Source organism: Streptomyces sp. NBC_01506 (genome assembly GCF_045040295.1).
In the GTDB taxonomy this organism is placed as follows: Bacteria; Actinomycetota; Actinomycetes; order Streptomycetales; family Streptomycetaceae; genus Streptomyces.
This window is the reverse complement of sequence record NZ_CP109422.1, coordinates 3278811-3299638: the sequence shown is the minus strand read 5'-3', so window position 1 is coordinate 3299638 and position 20828 is coordinate 3278811. Positions and strand designations below refer to the sequence as shown.

The 20828-nt window shown below is 70.7% G+C and carries 19 protein-coding genes; 10 read left to right on the top strand and 9 right to left on the bottom strand.

Going from position 1 to position 20828, the window contains the following annotated elements:
• Nucleotides 1-125: 125 nt before the first annotated feature.
• From OG329_RS14210 to OG329_RS14180, 7 genes are all read left to right on the top strand, one after another.
• Nucleotides 126-1175 (top strand): BMP family protein, encoded by a 1050-nt coding sequence (locus OG329_RS14210; RefSeq protein WP_405795390.1) that lies wholly within the window; start codon nt 126-128, stop codon nt 1173-1175.
• A gap of 179 nt (nt 1176-1354) precedes the next feature.
• Nucleotides 1355-2941, top strand: coding sequence for an ABC transporter ATP-binding protein (locus tag OG329_RS14205; RefSeq protein ID WP_405801830.1), 1587 nt, complete (start codon nt 1355-1357; stop codon nt 2939-2941).
• A gap of 23 nt (nt 2942-2964) precedes the next feature.
• Nucleotides 2965-4125 (top strand): ABC transporter permease, encoded by a 1161-nt coding sequence (locus tag OG329_RS14200; RefSeq protein ID WP_405801829.1) that lies wholly within the window; start codon nt 2965-2967, stop codon nt 4123-4125.
• Nucleotides 4122-5387, top strand: a complete 1266-nt coding sequence (locus tag OG329_RS14195; protein ID WP_405795389.1) for an ABC transporter permease — start codon at nt 4122-4124, stop codon at nt 5385-5387. The genes OG329_RS14200 and OG329_RS14195 overlap by 4 nt, the downstream gene beginning before the upstream one ends.
• Nucleotides 5384-5809, top strand: coding sequence for a cytidine deaminase (locus OG329_RS14190; protein ID WP_405795387.1), 426 nt, complete (start codon nt 5384-5386; stop codon nt 5807-5809). Before OG329_RS14195 ends, OG329_RS14190 begins: the two co-directional genes overlap by 4 nt.
• Before the next feature lie 56 nt (nt 5810-5865).
• Entirely contained in the window at nt 5866-7143 is a 1278-nt protein-coding gene (locus OG329_RS14185) for a thymidine phosphorylase (protein ID WP_405801828.1), read from the top strand.
• A 544-nt stretch (nt 7144-7687) separates the two neighbouring features.
• Nucleotides 7688-8044 (top strand): STAS domain-containing protein, encoded by a 357-nt coding sequence (locus OG329_RS14180; RefSeq protein WP_405795386.1) that lies wholly within the window; start codon nt 7688-7690, stop codon nt 8042-8044.
• Here OG329_RS14180 and OG329_RS14175 read toward each other — a convergent pair.
• The 3 genes from OG329_RS14175 to OG329_RS14165 all read right to left on the bottom strand — a co-directional run bounded on the left by OG329_RS14175 (nt 8031) and on the right by OG329_RS14165 (nt 13066).
• The gene (locus OG329_RS14175) at nt 8031-10526 is read right to left on the bottom strand and encodes a SpoIIE family protein phosphatase (protein WP_405795384.1); all 2496 of its coding nucleotides are present in this window, start codon (nt 10524-10526) and stop codon (nt 8031-8033) included. The genes OG329_RS14180 and OG329_RS14175 overlap by 14 nt on opposite strands.
• Before the next feature lie 96 nt (nt 10527-10622).
• Nucleotides 10623-11618, bottom strand: coding sequence for a sigma-70 family RNA polymerase sigma factor (locus OG329_RS14170; RefSeq protein ID WP_405795382.1), 996 nt, complete (start codon nt 11616-11618; stop codon nt 10623-10625).
• A 158-nt stretch (nt 11619-11776) separates the two neighbouring features.
• Nucleotides 11777-13066: an MFS transporter gene (locus OG329_RS14165; RefSeq protein WP_405795380.1), complete on the bottom strand. Its 1290-nt coding sequence runs from the start codon at nt 13064-13066 to the stop codon at nt 11777-11779.
• A gap of 62 nt (nt 13067-13128) precedes the next feature.
• Here OG329_RS14165 and OG329_RS14160 point away from each other — a divergent pair, with 62 nt between their 5' ends.
• On the top strand, nt 13129-14130 hold the full coding sequence (locus tag OG329_RS14160) for a LysR family transcriptional regulator (protein ID WP_405795378.1): 1002 nt from the start codon (nt 13129-13131) through the stop codon (nt 14128-14130).
• 27 nt (nt 14131-14157) lie between these two features.
• Here the strand turns inward: OG329_RS14160 and OG329_RS14155 are convergent, their stop codons facing one another.
• Entirely contained in the window at nt 14158-14976 is an 819-nt protein-coding gene (locus OG329_RS14155) for an alpha/beta hydrolase (RefSeq protein WP_405795377.1), read from the bottom strand.
• Between the two features lie 103 nt (nt 14977-15079).
• Between OG329_RS14155 and OG329_RS14150 the strand changes: the two genes are divergently transcribed.
• On the top strand, nt 15080-16225 hold the full coding sequence (locus OG329_RS14150) for an adenosine deaminase (RefSeq protein ID WP_405795376.1): 1146 nt from the start codon (nt 15080-15082) through the stop codon (nt 16223-16225).
• Between the two features lie 144 nt (nt 16226-16369).
• Nucleotides 16370-16702 (top strand): ATP-binding protein, encoded by a 333-nt coding sequence (locus OG329_RS14145; RefSeq protein ID WP_405795375.1) that lies wholly within the window; start codon nt 16370-16372, stop codon nt 16700-16702.
• A gap of 67 nt (nt 16703-16769) precedes the next feature.
• Here OG329_RS14145 and OG329_RS14140 read toward each other — a convergent pair whose 3' ends face one another.
• The 5 genes from OG329_RS14140 to afsQ1 all read right to left on the bottom strand — a co-directional run bounded on the left by OG329_RS14140 (nt 16770) and on the right by afsQ1 (nt 20759).
• Complete coding sequence (locus tag OG329_RS14140; protein ID WP_405795373.1) at nt 16770-16976, bottom strand: PspC domain-containing protein; 207 nt, start codon at nt 16974-16976, stop codon at nt 16770-16772.
• Nucleotides 16977-17067: 91 nt separating this feature from the next.
• Nucleotides 17068-17766 carry a VanZ family protein gene (locus OG329_RS14135; RefSeq protein WP_405801827.1) on the bottom strand — a complete coding sequence of 233 codons (699 nt, stop codon included), beginning with the start codon at nt 17764-17766 and terminating at the stop codon, nt 17068-17070.
• 136 nt (nt 17767-17902) lie between these two features.
• Complete coding sequence (locus tag OG329_RS14130; RefSeq protein WP_405795371.1) at nt 17903-18523, bottom strand: hypothetical protein; 621 nt, start codon at nt 18521-18523, stop codon at nt 17903-17905.
• Nucleotides 18520-20085 (bottom strand): ATP-binding protein, encoded by a 1566-nt coding sequence (locus tag OG329_RS14125; RefSeq protein WP_405795370.1) that lies wholly within the window; start codon nt 20083-20085, stop codon nt 18520-18522. Before OG329_RS14125 ends, OG329_RS14130 begins: the two co-directional genes overlap by 4 nt.
• Nucleotides 20082-20759, bottom strand: coding sequence for a two-component system response regulator AfsQ1 (gene afsQ1 / locus OG329_RS14120; protein ID WP_405801826.1), 678 nt, complete (start codon nt 20757-20759; stop codon nt 20082-20084). Before afsQ1 ends, OG329_RS14125 begins: the two co-directional genes overlap by 4 nt.
• Nucleotides 20760-20828: the final 69 nt, after the last annotated feature.

Here is a 20828-nt window from a genome sequence, read left to right as displayed (position 1 = left end):
CGCCGTTGTTCGCGACGATCCGATAACGGCTTCCGTACAGGGCTTTATCTGACATCTACGCGCGTTACGATCGCGGCGAAACCAGCGCCGGAAGAGGCGCTTAGGTCGCTTTGAAGGAGCCTCCCTTGCGCCGGATCACCAGGATCGCAACCGTGGGCGTCGCGTCCGCGGCGCTCGCGCTCACCGCCACCGCGTGTGGCAACACCTCGTCCTCGGACGCGTCGTCCGACTCGAAGGAGAAAAGCGTCGCCATCGCGTACGACATCGGTGGCCGGGGCGACCAGTCCTTCAACGACGCCGCGTACGCGGGTCTGGTGAAGGCCGAGAAGGACCTCAAGGTCAAGGGCAACGACGCCGAGCCGTCGGACGGCGAGTCCGACGCCGACAAGGTCCAGCGGCTGACCGAGCTGGCCCGCGCCGGCAACAACCCGGTGATCGGCGTCGGCTTCGCCTACGCGCCCGCCATAAAGAAGGTCGCCCCGAAGTTCCCGAAGACGACCTTCGGGATCATCGACGACTCCTCGGTGACCGGTAAGAACATCGCCAACCTCGTCTTCAACGAGGAGCAGGGTTCCTACCTCGCCGGTGTCGCGGCGGCCAAGGCCACCAAGACCAAGACCGTCGGCTTCATCGGCGGTGTCGAGACCCCGCTGATCAAGAAGTTCGAGGCCGGCTACACGCAGGGCGTCGCGGACACCGACCCCTCGGTGAAGGTGCTCTCGCAGTATCTGACCCAGCCGCCGAACTTCGACGGCTTCTCCAAGCCCGACCTGGGCAAGGCCGCCGCACAGGGCCAGCTCGACAAGAAGGCCGACGTGATCTACGCGGCGGCCGGTCTGGCCGGCTCCGGCTCGATCGAGGCGGTCTCGGCCGCGGGCAAGTGGAACATCGGCGTCGACTCCGACCAGTACAAGCAGGCCGGTCTCGCCGCGTACAAGGACAGCATCCTGACCTCGGTCACCAAGGACATCGCCGACTCGGTGTTCAACCTGATCCAGTCGGTCGAGGACGGCAAGCCGCAGAACGGTGAGATCCGTTACGGCCTGGACAAGGACGGCGTCGGCCTCACCGACTCCAACCCGGCCTACGTCAAGATGACCGACGTGACCGCCGCCGTGGACAAGGCCAAGCAGGAGATCGTCGACGGCAAGATCACCGTCAAGACGGCTCCGTAACCACTGCCGTGTACGGGGGCCCGGAGTGGCGGTCGGCAAACCGCCGGCTGCTCCGGGCCCCCGTTCTACGCAAGATCTACCCTCACGATTCGGCAGCGCTACGCGTGTAGACGCCCCTCCGGCGCGATAGCTTCACCTCCGCCCTGCCCCCCGCCCTGCCCTCCGCCCCGCTCCAGCTCCTGTCCGGCCAAGGAGAGTGCGTCATCAACGCGTCCAGCAGTCCCCCCGCCGTAGAACTGCACGGCATCACCAAGCGGTTCCCCGGCGTCGTGGCCAACCACGACATCGGCATCACCATCGGCAAGGGCACCGTCCACGCCCTCGTCGGTGAGAACGGTGCCGGCAAGTCGACCCTGATGAAGATCCTGTACGGCATGCAGAAGCCGGACGAGGGAACGATCACCGTCGACGGCACGCGGGTCACCTTCAACAGCCCGGCCGACGCCATCACGCGCGGCATCGGCATGGTGCACCAGCACTTCATGCTGGCCGACAACTTCACCGTCCTGGAGAACGTCGTTCTCGGGGCCGAGAAGCTGCACGGCATCGGCCAGGGGGCGCGCAAGAAGATCACCGAGATCTCCGACGCGTACGGCCTCGGGGTCCGCCCCGACGCCCTCGTCGAAGACCTCGGCGTCGCCGACCGCCAGCGCGTGGAGATCCTCAAGGTCCTCTACCGGGGCGCCCGCATCCTCATCCTGGACGAGCCCACCGCCGTCCTCGTCCCGCAGGAGGTCGACGCCCTCTTCGACAACCTGCGCGAGCTCAAGGCCGAGGGCCTGACCGTCATCTTCATCTCGCACAAGCTGGGCGAGGTGCTGTCCGTCGCCGACGACATCACCGTCATCCGGCGCGGTACGACCGTGGGCACGGCCGACCCCGCGAACACCACCACCAAGCAGCTCGCCGAGCTGATGGTCGGCAGCGAACTCCCCTCGCCCGAGACCCGCGAGTCCACGGTCACCGACGAACCGGTGCTCACGGTCGCGGACCTGCGGCTCACGGCCACCGACTCCGACGGCGTCGTACGCGAGGTGCTGACCGACATCGGCTTCACCATCCACCGCGGCGAGGTCCTGGGCATCGCGGGCGTCGAGGGCAACGGCCAGACCGAGCTGATCGAGACGCTGATGGGTCTGCGCGACCCCGACGGCGGTGTGATCACCCTCGACACCGCCGACATCTCGCACGCGCCCACCCGCGAGCGCCGCGAGGGCGGCATCGGCTACATCCCCGAGGACCGGCACCGGCACGGACTGCTGCTGGAAGCGCCCCTGTGGGAGAACCGTATCCTCGGCCATGTGACCGAACGCCCCAACAGCAGGGGCGGACTCCTCGACCCCAAGGCGGCGCGCGCCGACACCAGGCGCATCGTGGTCGAGTACGACGTCCGCACCCCCGGCATCGACGTCACGGCCTCCTCCCTGTCCGGCGGCAACCAGCAGAAGCTGATCGTCGGCCGCGAGATGAGCCACAGCCCGAAGCTGCTGATCGCCGCCCACCCCACGCGCGGCGTCGACGTCGGCGCGCAGGCCCAGATCTGGGACCAGATCAAGGCCGCCCGCCGCGACGGGCTCGCGGTGCTGCTGATCTCCGCCGACCTGGACGAGCTGATCGGGCTCTCCGACACCCTGCGCGTGATGTACCGCGGCAGGTTCGTCGCCGACGCGGACCCCGCGACCATCACCCCGGAGGAGCTGGGTACCGCCATGACCGGCGCCGCCACCGGCCACCTCGAGGCAGCCCCGGAGGACGAGGCCCGATGAGCCCGATGAGCCCGATGAGTCCGATGAAGAAGTTCGACAAGGACCGGCTGATCCTGGGCCTGGCCGGCCCGGTGCTCGCGCTGGTCGTCGCCATCGCCCTCACCACGGTGGTGCTGCTCGCCTCGGGCACCAACCCGTGGGAGCCGTACCGGATCATGTTCGAGTCGGCGAGCTACGTCGACGTACAGGTCCTGATCGTCAACCAGGCAGGTACGTACTACCTCGCCGCGCTCGCCGTCGCCGTCGGTTTCCGGATGAACCTGTTCAACATCGGGGTCGACGGCCAGTACCGGCTCGCCGCGATGATAGCGGCGCTCGTCGGTGCCAGCGTGAACCTGCCGGGACCGCTCCAGATCGCCCTCATCGTCATCACGGCGATGCTCGTCGGCGCCTTCTGGTCCGGGATCGCGGGCATCCTCAAGACCACGCGCGGGGTGAGCGAGGTCGTCTCCACGATCATGCTCAACTCGATCGCGACCAGCCTCGTCGCCTGGCTGATCCTGCCGAAGAACTTCGGCGAGCAGCCCCCGGGCTCCAACAACCTGACGACCGGCGAGATCCCGGAGGCCGGCTGGTTCCCCGGACTGTCCATGGGCGCCGAGGCCGGCGAGATCTACGGCTTCACCTTCGTCGCCGCGCTCTGCGGTGTCATCTACTGGTTCGTCCTCGGCCGCACCCGCTTCGGCTTCGACCTGCGCGCCACCGGCGCCAGCGAGAGCGCCGCGCAGGCGTCGGGCGTCGACGCCAAGAAGATGGTCCTCACCTCGATGCTGATCTCCGGCGCGGTCGCCGGCCTGGTCGGTATGCCGACACTGCTCGGCGACACCCACACGTACAGCCTCGACTTCCCCACCGGTATCGGCTTCACCGGCATCACCATCGCGCTGCTGGGCCGTAACCATCCGCTCGGCATCGCGTTCAGCGCGCTGCTGATCGCCTTCCTCGACAAGTCGTCCGCCTCTCTCGACCAGTTCGGGTACGAGAAGGAGATCGCGACGATCATGCAGGGCCTGATCGTGATCTCGGTCGTGGTCAGCTACGAGCTGGTACGCCGGTACGGGCTGCGCCGGCAGCAGCAGAAGGTCGGCGAGGAACTGGCGGCGGGCGGCGCCATCCGTACAGAGGCCGACTCCGGACCCGGCTCCGATTCCGTATCCAACAGTGACAAGGGGGCTGCCCTGTGAGTACCAGCACCGTTACCGCAGCGAGTGCGGCTCCCAAGAAGGGCGGCGGGCGGCGCAAGCTCACCCTCCCCGTCATTCTGCTGATCATCGCCGGCGGACTGGCCCTGATCTCCCTGGTCCGGCTGATCAGCGGCGCCGACGACGTCACCTCCGTAGGACAGGTCGCCGGCGCGCTCGAACTCGCCGTACCCATCGGCCTCGCCGGACTCGGCGGCCTGTGGGCCGAGCGCGCGGGCGTCATCAACATCGGCCTCGAAGGGATGATGGTCCTCGGCACCTGGTTCGGCGCCTGGGCCGGATTCCAGTGGGGCCCCTGGGTCGGCGTCCTGTTCGGCATCCTCGGCGGCGCGCTGGGCGGTCTGCTGCACGCGATCGTCACCGTCACCTTCGGCGTGAACCACATCGTCTCCGGTGTGGCCATCAACATCCTCGCCGTCGGCGTGACCCGCTACCTCTCCAACTTCACCTTCGCCAACGAGCCGGGCGGCTCCTCCAAGCAGTCCCCACGCATCGACTCGATCACCGAGATCACCATTCCAGGACTCGCCGACGGGCTGGCAGATCTCCAACAGAAACACTGGTTCCTGATCTCCGACATCGCCGGAGTGCTCGGCGGTCTGGTGACGGGCCTGTCCCTGCTGACGATCGTCGCCCTGCTGCTGATCCCCGCCACCTGGTGGATCCTGTGGCGTACGTCCTTCGGACTGCGGCTGCGCTCCTGCGGCGAGAACCCGATCGCCGCCGAGACGCTGGGCGTCAACGTCTACAAGTACAAGTACATCGCCGTCACCGTCTCCGGCGGACTCGCGGGACTCGGCGGTGCCTTCCTGGCCATCGTCGCCACCGGCATCTACCAGGAGAACCAGACCGGCGGGCGCGGCTACATCGGTCTCGCCGCGATGATCTTCGGCAACTGGATGCCGGGCGGCATGGCGCTGGGCGCCGGACTGTTCGGCTTCACCGACAGCCTCAAGCTGCGCGGCGGCGCCGAGAACGTGCACGCCATGCTCCTGCTGCTGGCGATCCTGCTGGTGCTCGTCGTGGGCTGGCAGCTCTACAAGCGCAAGTACGTCGCGGCCGTCATCTCGGCGGTCGTCTCCGCGCTGCTGTTCACCTGGTACGCCCTGACGGACCAGGTCCCGAGCCAGTTCGTGGACGCCGCACCGTACGTGACGACGCTGCTCGTCCTCGCCCTGTCCGCGCAACGGCTGCGGATGCCCAAGGCCGACGGCATGACCTACCGAAGAGGCCAGGGCACATGACGGACTCCGACACCGTGGCCGCCGGCGGCAGCGGCGTGGACTGGCAGGCCCTTCGCGCGGCGGCCCGGGGCGCCATGTCCCGTGCCTACGCGCCGTATTCGGGCTACCCGGTCGGCGCCGCCGCCCTGGCGGACGACGGCCGGACCGTCACCGGCTGCAACGTCGAGAACGCCTCGTACGGCCTCGGTCTGTGCGCCGAGTGCGGGCTCGTCTCCGCGCTCCACACGACGGGCGGCGGCCGGCTCACGCACTTCACGTGCGTGGACGGCGCGGGCGCGCTCCTGGTGCCGTGCGGCCGGTGCCGGCAGCTCCTGTACGAGTTCGGCGGCCCCGGCCTGCTGCTGGACACCCCGCAGGGGGTCGTCCCGCTCTCCGAGATGCTGCCCCAGGCATTCGGCCCGCAGCACCTCAACCAGAACTGAGAACTGAGAACCGAGAACCGAGAACCGAGAACCGAGAACCGAGGAACACCATGGCCATGGACGTCATCTCCGTCATCCGCACCAAGCGGGACCGGGGCGAGCTGAGCGCCGAGCAGATCGACTGGGTCATCGACGCCTACACACGCGGTGACGTCGCCGACGAGCAGATGTCGGCCCTGGCCATGGCGATCCTGCTCAACGGCATGAACCGCGCGGAGATCGCCCTGTGGACCGCCGCCATGATCGCCTCCGGCGAGCGCATGGACTTCTCGTCGCTGTCCCGTCCCACCGCCGACAAGCACTCCACGGGCGGCGTCGGCGACAAGATCACACTGCCGCTCGCACCGCTGGTCGCCGCGTGCGGCGCGGCCGTACCGCAGCTCAGCGGACGCGGCCTCGGCCACACCGGCGGGACCCTCGACAAGCTGGAGGCCATTCCGGGCTGGCGGGCACGGATCTCCAACGACGAGATGCTGGCCGTACTGGACTCCGCCGGCGCCGTGATCTGCGCCGCCGGTGACGGGCTGGCCCCGGCCGACAAGAAGCTGTACGCGCTGCGCGACGTCACCGGCACCGTCGAGGCGATCCCGCTCATCGCCTCCTCGATCATGTCGAAGAAGATCGCCGAGGGCACCGGCTCACTGGTCCTGGACGTCAAGGTCGGCTCCGGCGCCTTCATGAAGACCGTCGAGGACGCGCGCGAACTGGCCGCGACGATGGTGGGACTGGGCACCGACCACGGCGTACGCACCGTGGCACTGCTCACCGACATGGCCACCCCGCTCGGCCTCACCGCGGGCAACGCCCTGGAGGTACGCGAATCGGTCGACGTCCTCGCGGGCGGCGGCCCGGCCGACGTGATCGAGCTGACGCTCGCACTGGCCCGCGAAATGCTCGACGCCGCCGGACTGCCCGACGCCGACCCGGCGAAGGCGCTGGCCGACGGCTCGGCGATGGACGTCTGGCGCCGCATGATCGCGGCCCAGGGCGGCGACCCGGACGCGGCGCTCCCGGTGGCGCGCGAGCGCCAGGTGATCACCGCGCCGTCCTCCGGGGTGCTGACCCGGCTCGACGCGTACGACGTCGGCGTCGCGGCCTGGCGCCTCGGCGCGGGGCGCGCCCGCAAGGAGGACGTGGTGCAGGCGGGCGCCGGCGTGGAGCTGCACGCGAAGCCGGGCGACCCGGTGACGGCGGGTCAGCCGCTGCTCACGCTGCACACCGACACCCCCGAGAAGTTCGACTACGCGCTCGAATCCCTGGCGTCGGCGTACGACATCGCCCCGGCGGGAACGACGTTCACGGCCCCCCCGATCGTGCTGGACCGAATCGCCTGACGGGCTCAACTGGGCTCGTGCGGCGGCATTTCGAGCCCGTCGGGCGGTGGGACACTGCCTACGGTTGGGTTCAACTGGGCCCGTGTGGTGGGCATTTCGAGCTGTCCGGTGGGTACTTCAAGCCGTCTGGCGGTGCGATGCCGCCTGCGGTTGGGTTCAATTGGGTCTACGGGTTGGGCATTTCAAGCCTGTCCGGCGTTTGGGGACGCCACCCTGTCGGCTGGTGGGTTTCCGGCCGGTGCGGCGGCGTTTCGAGCCTGTCTGGCGGTGGGGCACTGCCTGCGGTTGGGTTCAACTGGGCCCGTGCGGTGGGCATTTCGAGCCCGTCCGGCGGGTACTTCAAGCCGTCCGGCGGTGCGACACCGCCTGCGGTTGGGCTCAATTGGGCCCACGGGTTGGGCATTTCAAGCCCGTCCGGCGTTTGAGGACGCCACCCACCGGCCGGTGGAATCCCGCCCGGTGCGGCGGCACTTCAAGCCCGTCCGGCGATTGAGGACACGTCCCCGCCCGATGAGTTCCGTCCCCGCCCCGGGTCTCTATCTACGTGGAAGCCACCAAGACGATCCTCCTCGCACTGCGCGGGCCGATCACCGCCGCCGATGTCCCTCAGCTCTGCGACCAACTGGCCGCACGGCTGAGAGACAGTGGCGCCACCGACGCGGTCTGCGACGTCGGCGCGCTCGGACGGCCGACCGTGGCCACCGTGAACGCCCTGGCCAGACTGCAACTCGTCGCCCGCAGGCGCGGGTGCCGGATCACGCTGCGGGGCGCGGGGCCCGAGCTGCTTCTGCTGCTGGAGCTGGTCGGCCTCACGGACATCGTCCGGGCCGAGGGACCCGGCCGCGGCTCGGTCGAAGCCGTCGAAGCGGGCCCGGATCCGCCGCTCGTCAGATCGCCGTGAGGCTCTGCTCCGCCCAGATCGTCTTGCCGGTGTACGTCTGGCGCGTGCCCCAGCCCTGTGTGAGCTGCGAGACCAGGAGCAGCCCACGGCCGCCCTCGTCGGAGACCCGGGCCCGGCGCAGGTGGGGGGCGGTGCTGCTGCCGTCGGCGACCTCGATGATCAGGTTGCGGTCGCGGATCAGCCGGAGCCGGATGGGGGCGTCGCCGTAACGGATCGCGTTGGTGACCAGCTCGCTGACCACCAGCTCGGTGACGAACACCGCCTCGTCCAGTCCCCAGGCGCCCAACTGCCGGCAGGCGTCCTTGCGGACATCGGCGACGGCGGCGGCGTCGTACGGCACGTCCCAGGTGGCGACATGGGCCGAGTCCATGGCGCGGGTACGGGCCAGCAGCAGCGCCACGTCGTCGGCCGGGCGGTCCGGGTCCGGGAGGAGAGCGCGCAGCACGGTGTCGCACTTCTCCTCCAGGGACTCGTGCGGCCCGCCCAGTACCTCGCGCAGCATTTCGAGTCCTTCGTTCATGTCGTGGTCGCGGGCCTCGACCAGACCGTTGGTGTAGAGCGTGAGGACGCTGCCCACCGGCAGCTCCAGTTGGGCGGTCTCGAAGGGCAGGCCGCCGACTCCCAGGGGCGGGCCCACGGGGACGTCGAGGAATTCCACGGTGCCGTCCGGCGTCGTCAGCGCCGGGACCGGATGCCCGGCACGGGCCACGGTGCAGCGCCGGGTGACGGGGTCGTACACCGCGTACAGACAGGTCGCGCCGATGTCGCCGGTCGGGACCTCCGTGCTGTCGGCCTCGGCGGACAGATGGATGACGAGATCGTCCAGATGGGTCAGCAGTTCGTCGGGCGGGAGGTCGACGTCGGCCAGGGTGCGGACGGCGGTGCGCAGCCGTCCCATGGCGGCCGACGCCTGGATGCCGTGGCCGACCACGTCACCGACGACCAGGGCGACGCGGGCGCCGGAGAGGGGGATCACGTCGAACCAGTCACCGCCCACGCCCGCCCGCGCGCTGGACGGCAGATAGCGGGAGGCGATCTCGACCGCCGCCTGCCGGGGCGGCCGTCCCGGTAGGAGACTGCTCTGGAGGGTGAGAGAGGTTCGGCGCTCGCGGCTGTAGCGGCGGGCGTTCTCGATGCACACCGCGGCCCTCGCGGTGATCTCCTCGGCCAGCATCAGATCGTCCTGTTCGAAGGGCTCCGGGCGCCGGTGGCGGGAGAAGGTGACCGCGCCGAGGGTGATGCCGCGGTCGCGCATCGGTACGGCCAGGACCGAGTGGAAGCCGTACTGCCGTACGCGCTCGGCACGCTCCGGGGCATGGCGCCCCCACGCGGCCAACACGGCGGGTGTCACCTCCCGGATCAGCGGCCGGCCCGTGGCCATGCACTCGGCCGCGGGCGAGCCCTCCGGGTAGACGGCCACCGCTCCTTGCTGGATGACGGCCTCGGGGCAGCCGTCCAGGACGGACTGGCAGGCGACCCGGCGCAGTCTGACGGGGCTGATCAGCGGACCGGCGCGCAGATCCTCGCCGTCGTCGATGGAGGGGAGCAGATCGACGGTGACGAAGTCGGCGAGCCGGGGGACAGCCACATCGGCCAGTTCCTGTGCGCTGCGGGTGACGTCCAGGGTGCTGCCGATACGGATACTGGCCTCGTTGAGCAGGGACAGCCGACTACGGGCCCGGCGTTCCTCGGTCATGTCCTGCCCGGAGACGAGCACTCCCCGTACCGTCCCCTCGCCGTCCCGGACGGGGACGAGGGAGATCGTCCAGGTGCTCTCGCCCCGGTGGCCCGCCAGCCGAAGGGCCACCTGTATCTGGTCCGCCTGGCCGGTCTCCAGCACCCGGCGCATGTGCCGCTCCGTGCGGACGGCCTGTGGGGCGGCGACGATCTCCGACACGCGCAGGCCCCGCATCGCCTCCTCGGACAGCGCGAGCGCGCGCTCCAGGTCCGAGTTGGCCAGCCGCAGCCGAAGGTCGGCGTCGTAGAGCGCCGTCGTGGTGGGGGACCCGGCGAACGCCCACCTCACCAGCGCGTCGTCCGGGGAGGTCGAGGTCCGAGGGGCGACGGCGGCGAACAGCGACCAGCCGCCGGCACTGTCTGTGTCCCCGTCGTTGCCGTCCCCGTCGCCGCTGTTTTCGCCTTCGCTGTTTTCGCCGTCGCTGTCCGGCTTCCGGCGGTGGGCCAGCAGATGCGCCGTGACACTGTGGCCGTCCTGGTGGCGGAGCGTCACCGCCCCGTCCCATCTGCGCGGCATGCTGGCGGACCGCAGCGTCTCGGCGGACGGCTCCTCGGCGAGCAGCCCGCGCGCGGACCGGCCGACGATGTCCTCGGGCGCGTAGCCGAGGAGGCGCCGGGCGCCTTCGTTCCACCTCGTGACAGTGCCGTGCGGATCCACGCTGACTCTGGCCGTGGCCGCTGCGGCGCCGGCGGGACCCCCCGGCCTCGGATCCCGGTCCTCACTGGCGGTTTCGGTTGGCGTCATCGTGCCCTTCCCGCCGACACCCCGATCCCTCCCACCATGGGCCGGGGCCCGGCCGGGAGCAAACGCAGCCCCCGGCCGTGGCGCCTGCCCTCGTGCTTACGCCGGGCTCGCTTCCTTCTCCAGGCGAGGCGGGAGATCGAACAGCGGGAACCACCGCTCGGTGTCCAGGAACGAGGTGATCCCGCTGACCTTGCCCTCCTCGATCTCGATGACCATGAGCGCCCACGGCACATACCCGTCCCCGTCCGGGCTCGGGTGGTAGTGCGCGAACGCGGGCGTGCCGTTGGCGACCGTCGCCACCAGCTTGGAACCGCGGCAGACCTCGCCGACACCGAGCATCCAGCCCACGATGTCGTCGTGCCCGCGCAGCCACAGGTCGTACGGGGGCATGGAGAGCGTCGCGTCCTCATGCAGGAGCTTGGTCAGCGCCTTCATGTCGTAGCCCTCGAACGCGGCCACATACCGCTCCAGAAGCTCCTTCTGCTCCTCGTCGAGCGGGTCGGCCGTGTCGGTCGAGGCCGGTTCCGACTCGGCGATCGTCGCGCGGGCCCGCTGGAGCGCGCTGTTGACCGAGGCGACCGTCGTCTCCAGCAGCTCGGCGACCTCGCTCGCCTTCCACGCCAGCACCTCGCGCAGGATCAGCACGGCACGCTGCTTGGGCGGCAGATGCTGGAGGGCGGCGACGAAGGCCAGCCGGATCGTCTCGCGCTCCACCGCCGTCTCCGCCGGGTCCACCACCGACGGCAGCACCCGGCCGTCGGGGACCGGCTCCAGCCAGGTGACCTCCGGCCGGGAGTTCAGCTTCGCCTGGGACACCGGGGTCGCCTCCGTCAGATCCATCGGCCGGGCACGTCGATTGCCCGCGTTCAGCATGTCCAGGCACACGTTCGTCGCGATGCGGTAGAGCCACGAGCGCAGCGACGACCGGCCCTCGAACTTGTCGAAGCTCCGCCAGGCCCGGACCATCGTGTCCTGCACGGCGTCCTCGGCCTCGAACGCGGAGCCGAGCATCCGGTAGCAGTAACCGGTCAGCTCCGTCCGGTGCTTCTCCAGCCGCGCGTCAAGATCCTGCGTCGTAGCCGTATCACTCATCGATGGTCACCCCAATAGCCCCCTTCGAACCCAGTCCTTCGGAAGCTACCGCAGCCCACTGACAATCGCCGTGCTACGGCGAAAACTCCCAGGTCGCGCACGGGTGACCAGCCCCGTTCGAGGGTGCCCCGGCAGGCGCTGCCGCCCGGCCGCCCCGGCTACCGCCCCGCCGCCGTCGCGAGGGCCCGCTGTTCCACGCGCGCCGCGAGCGTCCCGTACAGCGTCACCGAGACCACCCCGAGCACCGCGAGCAGTCCCAGCGCCGCCGTCGCTCCCCAGCCGCCCGTGTGGAAGGCCACAGCGCCCAGCGTGCCGCCCGCGCTGCTGCCCACGTAGTACGCGCTCTGGTAGAGCGCCGACGCCTGCGCGCGGCCCGTCTTGGCCGTACGGCTCACCGCCGACGAGGCGACGGCGTGGCCCGCGAAGAAGCCCGCGGTGATCAGGACCAGGCCGAGCAGTACGGCGCCGAGCGAATCGGCCAGCGACAGCAGCAGACCCGCCGCCGTCGTCCCGACCGCCAGATACAGCGCGCCGCGCCGCCCCAGCCGTGCCACCAGCTTCCCGGCGGCGGCGGAGGAGACCGTACCGACGAGATAGACCAGGAAGATCGAACCGATCACGCCCTGCGGGAGGTCGAACGGCGCCTGAACGAGCCGGAATCCGATCGCCGTGTAGACCGCGCCGAACACGGTCATGAACAGCGCGCCGATCGCGTACAGCCTGCGCAGCAGCGGATCGGCCAGATGACCGCCGACCGTCTTCGCCAGCGCGCGCGGGTTCAGTGTCCCCGGCGTGAAGTGGCGGGCCTTGGGGAGCAGTACGCGGAAGACCACCGCGCACACCAGCGCGATCAGCCCGACCGCCGCGAGCGCGGCGCGCCAGCCCCACAGTTGGCTGATCCAGCCGGCCACGACGCGCCCGCTCATGCCGCCGATGCTGTTGCCCGCGACGAACAGCCCGATCGCGCCGACCAGCGCCTTGGGCCGTACCTCCTCCGCGAGATACGCCATCGCGGAGGCGGGCAGCCCGGCCAGCGCCGCGCCCTGGACCGCGCGCAGCGCGATCAGCCACTCAAGGTTGGGCGCGAACGGCACGAGCAGCCCGACGACCACCGCGACCGTCAGTGAGACGGTCATCAGCGTGCGCCGGCCGAAGCGTTCGGACAGCGCGCTGAGCGGCAGGACGAACAGCGCGAGCGCGCCGGTGGCCGCCGACACCGTCCAACTGGCCTGCCCCGCCGTCACACCGAGGTCGGCGGAGATGGCGGGCAGCAGCGCCTGTGTCGAGTACAGCAGCGCGAAGGCGGCGACCCCGGCGGCGAAGAGAGCGAAGCTCATACGGCGGTAGCCGGGGCGGCCGGGGGTCAGTGAATCGGCGGGCGAAGACGCTGTGGACGCGGAGGCGAGGGCACCCGTGGTGACGGGTGCCTGGGTACTGACGGAAGGCATACGACGAACGTACGGACACCGATCTCATGCGTCCAATGCATGGAATCGTCATAATCGTTCCCATGGCGCATCAACGCAGGCCCAGGCCCCGGCTGTCATCAAGCAGTTACGCACAAGACACCGCCCCGTCGAACCACCAGGCTCCCGCCGGGCTCGACCCCGATTCCTGGTCCGCGCTGCTGGCGCCCCGCCTCGCCCAGTTCGCGGGCGTCGCGCGCCACGAGCACGTGACCCGCGCCGCCCAGGACATGAACGTCCCGCAGTCCACGCTCTCGCGCGCGATGGTCCGGCTCGAACAGGACCTGGGCGTCGCGCTGTTCGCCCGCAAGGGCCGTACCGTCTCGCTCACCCCCGCCGGCCGCGCCTTCCTCACCTCAGTGGAAGGCGCGCTCGCCGAGGTGGAGAGGGCGGCCGAATCCGTACGCGCCGACGCCGACCCCGCCTCCGGCAAGGTCGCGTTCGGCTTCCTGCACACGATGGGCTCCGAGACCGTCCCCGAACTGATCCGCGCCTTCCGCGCCGACCATCCGCGCGTGCGCTTCCAACTCGTCCAGAACTACGGCGAGGCGATGCTCGAACGCCTCCGCGCGGGCGAGCTGGACCTGTGCCTCACCTCCCCGGTCCCCGAAGCCCCGGACCTGGTCGCCCGCCGCCTGGACGAACAGCGGCTGCGCCTGGTGGTCCCCGACGACCACCGGCTCGCCGGCCGCAGACGCATCCGCCTCGCGGAGGCGGCCGACGAGACGTTCGTGACCCTCGAACCGGGTTACGGGCTGCGCCGGATCACCGACGACCTCTGTACGGAGGCCGGGTTCCGGCCGCGTGTCGCCTTCGAGGGCGAGGAGGCCGAGACCCTGCGCGGCCTGGTCGCGGCTGGCCTCGGCGTCGCCCTGCTGCCGCCCCCGGCGGTGGCCCGCCCCGGTGTCGTGGAGCTGAGCGTCACCGCGCCCCGCGCGGTGCGCGAGGTCGGCGTCGCCTGGCTCGACGGCCACCCCGACACCCCGCCCGTGGCGGCCTTCAAGCGCTTCCTGCTGTCCCGGCGGGGCCATCTGCTGCCCGACTGACCCCGGTTGACGGCCTGCGGACACGGTCTACCGGCGCAGCGACCGCCCGAAGCCGGCCGCGAGCGGCATCCGCAGCCCCAGCGGCGGCGGCGCGGCCAGCGCGTCCGTCACGGGCCGTGAGTACGTACGCGAGAGCAGCGCCCCCAGGACGAAGTCCGCCGCCAGCGCCAGGACTTCACTGTGATGCTGACGCAGCGCGTGCCCGTCCGAATGGACCTCGAAGCGGCAGGTGTGCCGGTTGGCCTTCCGGGCGCGCTCCGCCAGCTTCAGGGACAGCTCGGGGTCGCTGCGCTCGTCGTTGGTGCCGTGCACGATCAGCACCTCCCGGCCCGCGAGCTGGGTCACCGGCTCCGGTTCCACGCCCGCCGTCTCGTCGGGGAGCCAGGGCGCCATCGCCAGCACCGAGCTGACGGCCGGATGCCCGGCGGCCCGCAGCGCGGCCCGCCCGCCCATGCCGTGCCCGGCCAGACACACCGGCACGTCGCCGTAGCGCCGTACGACCTCGTCCGCCGCCCACCCGGCGTCCGCCGACAACTGCGCGTCGGCGCCGTTCCAGCCGCGCGAGCGGTAGCGGACCATATGCACCAGCAGCCCCTCGCCGGCGCCCGCGCGGGCCAGCGTCCGCGCCAGTGGCAGCATCGACGCGTAGGCGAGGGTGGAGGGCCCACGTGCGGATATCGGCTCGCCCGGCGGCAGTACGAGTACGACCCCGCCCACCTCCGGTGGTGAGGTCGGCGCGGAGACCGCCCGCCCCAGTTGTGCCCGTGCCTGTGTACGACGCCCGCGCACCCCTGCGCCACGCCCCGGCGTGCGCCCGCCGGGGCCGGGAACTGCCCGCTGTCCCATGGCAGAACAGTCTCAGAAGGTGAGGTGTACGCCACCCGTACGTACGGTCACTGTTACGTATCGGCGAGACGCGCTCTACGCGCGTAGGCGTTAGAGTGCCCAAATGACGAGCCAGACCTACCGACCGCCTACGGCCGACCAGATCCGCCGCGCCCCCAAGGTGCTCCTCCACGACCATCTCGACGGGGGCCTGCGCCCCGCCACGATCGTCGAACTCGCCCGCGAGACGGGCTACGAGGGCCTTCCCGAGAGCGAGCCCGACAAGCTCGGCCTCTGGTTCCGCGAGTCCGCCGACTCCGGCTCGCTGGAGCGGTATCTGGAGACCTTCGCGCACACCTGCGCCGTCATGCAGACCCGCGACGCGCTGTTCCGGGTCGCCGCCGAGTGCGCCGAGGACCTGGCGCGGGACGGTGTCGTGTACGCGGAGGTGCGCTACGCCCCCGAGCAGCACCTGGAGGGCGGCCTCAGCCTCGAAGAGGTCGTGGAGGCCGTCAACGAGGGCTTCCAGGAGGGTGAGCGCCGGGCCGGGCAGGCCGGCCACCGGATCCGCGTCGGCGCCCTGCTGACCGCGATGCGGCACGCGGCCCGCGCCCTGGAGATCGCCGAACTCGCCAACCGCTACCGGGACTCGGGCGTCGTCGGCTTCGACATCGCCGGCGCGGAGGCGGGCTTCCCGCCCACCCGCCACCTCGACGCGTTCGAGTTCCTGAAGCGCGAGAACAACCACTTCACCATCCACGCGGGGGAGGCGTTCGGCCTCCCGTCGATCTGGCAGGCCCTCCAGTGGTGCGGCGCCGACCGCCTCGGCCACGGCGTGCGCATCATCGACGACATCGAGGTCGCCGACGACGGCTCGGTGACCCTGGGCCGGCTCGCCTCCTACGTACGCGACAAGCGCGTCCCGCTGGAGCTGTGCCCCAGCTCCAACCTCCAGACGGGCGCCGCCGCGTCGATCGCCGAACACCCCATCGGCCTGCTGCGCCAACTGCATTTCCGGGCGACCGTGAACACGGACAACCGGCTCATGAGCGGGACGAGTATGAGCCGTGAATTCGAGCTGCTGACCGAGGCGTTCGACTACACGCTCGACGACATGCAGTGGTTCTCGGTCAATGCGATGAAATCAGCATTCATTCCTTTCGATGAACGACTGGCCATGATCAACGACGTGATCAAGCCCGGATACGCCGAGTTGAAATCCGAATGGCTGTTCAAGCAGACCGCCGCGACCAGCGAGTCTGTGGGCTGAGCGATTCGATCGACGCACCACGGAAGCGGGCCGGGACACACTGTCCGGCCCGCTTTCGGGTGTTTGCGGGCGACGTGCGGTGATGGCTAACTTGCGGGGCCGCTCGTATTCCCATTCCCCATTCCCCAAGGGACGTAATTCCTCATGAAGCAGTCCGCTGCCAAGACTCTCGGCGTCGCCGCTCTCGGTGCCGCCTTCGCCGCCACCGCCGCCGGTAGCGCGTCCGCCGCCGCGCCCACCGCTCCCGACGCCGGGGCCGCCCTGGACAGCGTCACCAAGAACCTGCCGACCGAGTCCCTCACCAAGAGCCTCCCCAACGGGACCTCCGAGGGCCTGACCGCCGCTCAGAACGCGGTCGGCAGCGGAGCCGGTACGGTCACCCGGACCGCCCCCATGGCGCTGTCCACCGCCATGGCCGCCAGCCCCCTCGCGGGGCTGCTGGGCGGCCTCCCGGTGGGCACGCTGCCCGTGGGCTAGCTCCCGCGCACACGAGCGCCGGACGGGCCGCCCAGCACGGCCCGTCCGGCGCTCGTGTGAACCGGCCCTACCAGGCGGCGGTCCGCGCCGCGTGCTTCTCGCTCGGCAGGAACACCCACAGCGCCAGATAGAGCAGGAACTGCGGGCCGGGCAGCAGACACGAGGCCAGGAAGATCACACGCATCGTGTTCGCGGAGGTGCCGAAGCGCCGTGCCAGCGCCGCGCACACTCCACCGATCATGCGTCCCTGACTCGGGCGGGCAATCGCGGACATGATGGGCTCCTTCGCGAGTCCGTGGCGGGAGCCTCTCGGTGTGCTCCCGATGACTCCATGGTGGCCCGGGGAGCCTGGACAAAACGTCGCTCTACGGGGCGATACCGACCCTGGTAATCGTCGGGGTCGTCCCCTGAGAGCCCTGGGCGGTGCCCTGAGTGCTCTGAGTGCCCTGAGTGCCCGCCGGAGCCTCTTCCCGCAGTCCGCTCTCCGATCCGGCCCCCGCGTCCCGCGCGGCCGGCGCTGATGCCGGTGCCGACGCCGACGCCGACTCCTGTCCGCGGCTGCGGCTGCGGCAGCGTCCACGCCCGCGTGCGCTCCCGCGCTCGCGCCGACGCCGCAGTTTCGCCCGTCCCGCCGGGACGATCAGCACATGCGCGAGACCGACCCCGACCGTGTTGAGCAGCAGCGAGTCCACGTCGACGACCTGTCCGGGAACGCCGGTCTGGAGCAGTTCGATCCCCAGCGAGATGAACGCCCCGGCGGCCAGCGTGCGGGTCAGCGACGCCAGGGTGGAGACGGCCAGCTTGCCCCCCACCAGCGGCAAAAGAACCCCGAGGGGTGCCAGCAGCAGAAGCCCTTCGCCGATCCGCCGGACCGCCTGGGGCGCCCCGAGGGCCAGATCGGCCTTGATACCCGCCAGTGGCTCGAAGTTCGCCGCGGTCACCCACACCACGTCCAGCGGGCGCAACGTCAGCCACGCGACGAGCAGCAGATGCACGAGGAGGAGGATGACCCCCGCCACGCGGAAGCGGAAAGCGGCACTGCCGCCCGAACCTTGGCGCTGCACGACTTCCAAGACGCGGCCACCGCCGGGAACGGTTCCGGGGAGTTCCAAAAGAGGGGCCACGTGAGACGGGTGTCACGCGGAAGCCGTCACCCGACCCCGTACACCGTCCGCGCGCGGCCCCGCCGCGCCCGCCGTCTCAGTAAGCGGACGGCGGCGGACCCATGGTCGGTACGGCCGACTCGGGGTTGCGCTTGGTGTCGTCGTCGCACCGGTAGCCGCGCGCGGCGTACGCACCCGGCCCGCCCAGCACCACCGAACCGTCCGTCGCCGTGCTCTCGGAGAGGGTGCACACGATCTGCGCCAGCGCGGCCGTCGGCAGGTCCTCCGGCTGGCGGTTCAGCCGCAGCGTCCCCAGCGGATCGCCCGAGCGCGCCTCGGAGACCGTCAGAGGCCCGCGTACGTACGTCTGGAAGCCCGCGTCCTGCTCCGTGGCCGACGGCTGCTCCACCAACTCGTCCAGGAGCGCCTGAGCCATCTGCACACGGTCGCCGAGCGCCTTGTCGGCCGGGATGGACGCCGCGCGTTCCACCGGCTCCAGCTCCGACGCGCACACCAGATACACCCTGACCGCGACCCCCGGCTGCGCCTGGGTGGTCAGATTCCCCTCCGACACCTCGCACGGCACCCGTGAGGGCGCGGCGCCCGCGTCCACCGGTACCGAGGTCGTCCTGATGCCGCAGCCCGTCGCGAGGCCCGCCACCGCGAGCGCGCCCGCGAGTACGGCGAGGGACCGGCGGCCCGTCGTTCTCGGCCTCATCGCGCCCCGCCTCCCTCTCCCCGTTCGTTCCCGTCGTCGAAGTCCCCGGAGAAGTCCCCCGAGTAGTCCTGCGAGGAGTCCTCGGATATCTCGTGCGGCAGCCTCAGTACGAAGACCGCGCCGCCTTCGGGGGCGTTGGCCGCGGTGATGTCGCCTCCGTGGATGTGCGCGTTCTCCATCGCGATGGACAGGCCGAGGCCGCTGCCCTCGGACCGAGGCCGTGACGCGCTCGCCTTGTAGAAGCGGTCGAAGACGTGCGGCAGTACGGCCTCCGGGATGCCGGGGCCGTTGTCCCGTACCTCGATGACCAGTTCGTCGCCGACCGTGCGCACCGACACCCGCACCGGTGAACCGCCGTGCTTGAGCGCGTTGCCGATCAGATTCGCCAGGATCACATCGAGCCGGCGCGGATCGAGGCGCGCCATCATGCCGCGCTCGGCGTCCAGCTCCACCGCGTCCAGCCAGGCCCGCGCGTCGATACACGCGGTGACCTGGTCGGCGACGTCGACATCGTCGAGGACGAGCCGCGCGGTGCCCGCGTCGAAGCGGGTCACCTCCATCAGGTTCTCCACCAGGTCGTTGAGCCTGCGGGTCTCGCTGACGACCAGCGTCACGGCGGGCGCGATCATCGGGTCGAGGGTGTCCGCCTCGTCCTCCAGCACCTCGGTCACCGCCGTCAGGGCGGTCAGCGGGGTGCGCAGCTCGTGCGACATGTCGGCGACGAAGCGGCGGCTCGACTCCTCACGCGCGCTCATGTCGGCGATCTTCTTCTGGAGGGAGGCGGCGGCCCGGTTGAACGTCCGTGACAGATCGGCCAGTTCGTCCGTCCCCGACACCCGCAGCCGGGTGTCGAGCTTGCCCTCGCCGAGCTGCCGCGCGGCGTCACCGAGCCGCTGCACCGGCTTCAGCACGGTCGTGGCCGCCGCCTGCGCGAGCAGCGCGGACCCGATGAGCGCCAGTCCCGTCGCGATCGCCAGCGACCACGCCAGCGCGTTGAGGTCTTCGCGCTCCTGCTCCAGCGAGAGGAAGACGTAACCGGTCGGCCCGCCGCCGACGATCCGGGTGCCGCCGACCAGATAGGGCGTCCCGCCGCGCTCCGTGCGCTGCCAGAAGACGTGGTACGGCGACGTGTTGCCCGAGGTGACCTTCTGCCGGTCGTCCACCGCGGTCCGCAGCGACTGGGGCACGTCGTCCAGCGTGAACGCGTCCTGGTCGGAGACCCCGGCCACCGGCTTGTCCTCGGCGCGCTCACCGATCAGCAGCACGCTGAACCCCGAGCCGCTGCTGTGGGCCATCTGCCGTGCCGTGTACTCCAGTTCGGGCTGGGTCGGCCGCAGCGGCAACTGGGCGGCCTTGTCCCGCATCTCCTGCTTGAACTCCTTGAGCGCCGCCGTCTGCGTACGGGAGAGCACCGACTCGCGATTGAGCCAGTACGCGATCCCCGACGCCGACACGGCCGCGGTCAGCGCGACCGCCCCGAAGACGACGACCAGCCGCAGCCGCAGACTCGTCCAGCGCAGCCCGGCGAGGAACGCCCGCTTGCGCGTACGCCCGCCGCTCACGAAGGCGCGTCCAGGCGGTACCCCACGCCTCGTACCGTACGGATCAACGTCGGCGACGACGGCACGTCCTCCACCTTCGCGCGCAGCCGCTGCACACAGGCGTCGACCAGCCGCGAATCGCCCAGGTAGTCGTGCTCCCACACCAGGCGCAGCAACTGCTGCCGGGACAGCGCCTGTCCGGGCCGCCGGCTCAGCTCGAGGAGCAGCCGCAGCTCGGTCGGTGTGAGCTGGAGGTCGTCACCGTTCTTCGTGACGGTCATCGCGGAACGGTCGATGACCAGGCTGCCGAAGGTCGCCGAATCGGTCGACTCCCGCTCCCCGCGCCGCAGGACGGCCCGGATACGGGCGTCGAGCACCCGGCCCTGCACCGGCTTGACCACGTAGTCGTCCGCGCCGGATTCCAGCCCGACGACCACATCGATGTCGTCGTTGCGGGCCGTCAGCAAAATGATCGGCAACTGGTCGGTCCGCCTGATGCGGCGGCACACCTCGAAACCGTCAATACCGGGCAGCATCACATCCAGAACGATCAGGTCTGGCCGCTGTTCTCGCAGCAGATTCAGGCCGTCCTCTCCCGTCGCCGCGGTGGCCACTCGGTGGCCCTGGCGTGACAACGAGAGTTCGAGGGCCGTGCGGATGGCGTCGTCGTCCTCGATCAGCAACAGGAAAGGCACAGAGGTCATTCTGGCCCATGGGGCGACCACAGTTCGACAGTCGGAGCGCTCCCACAGTTCCACCACATC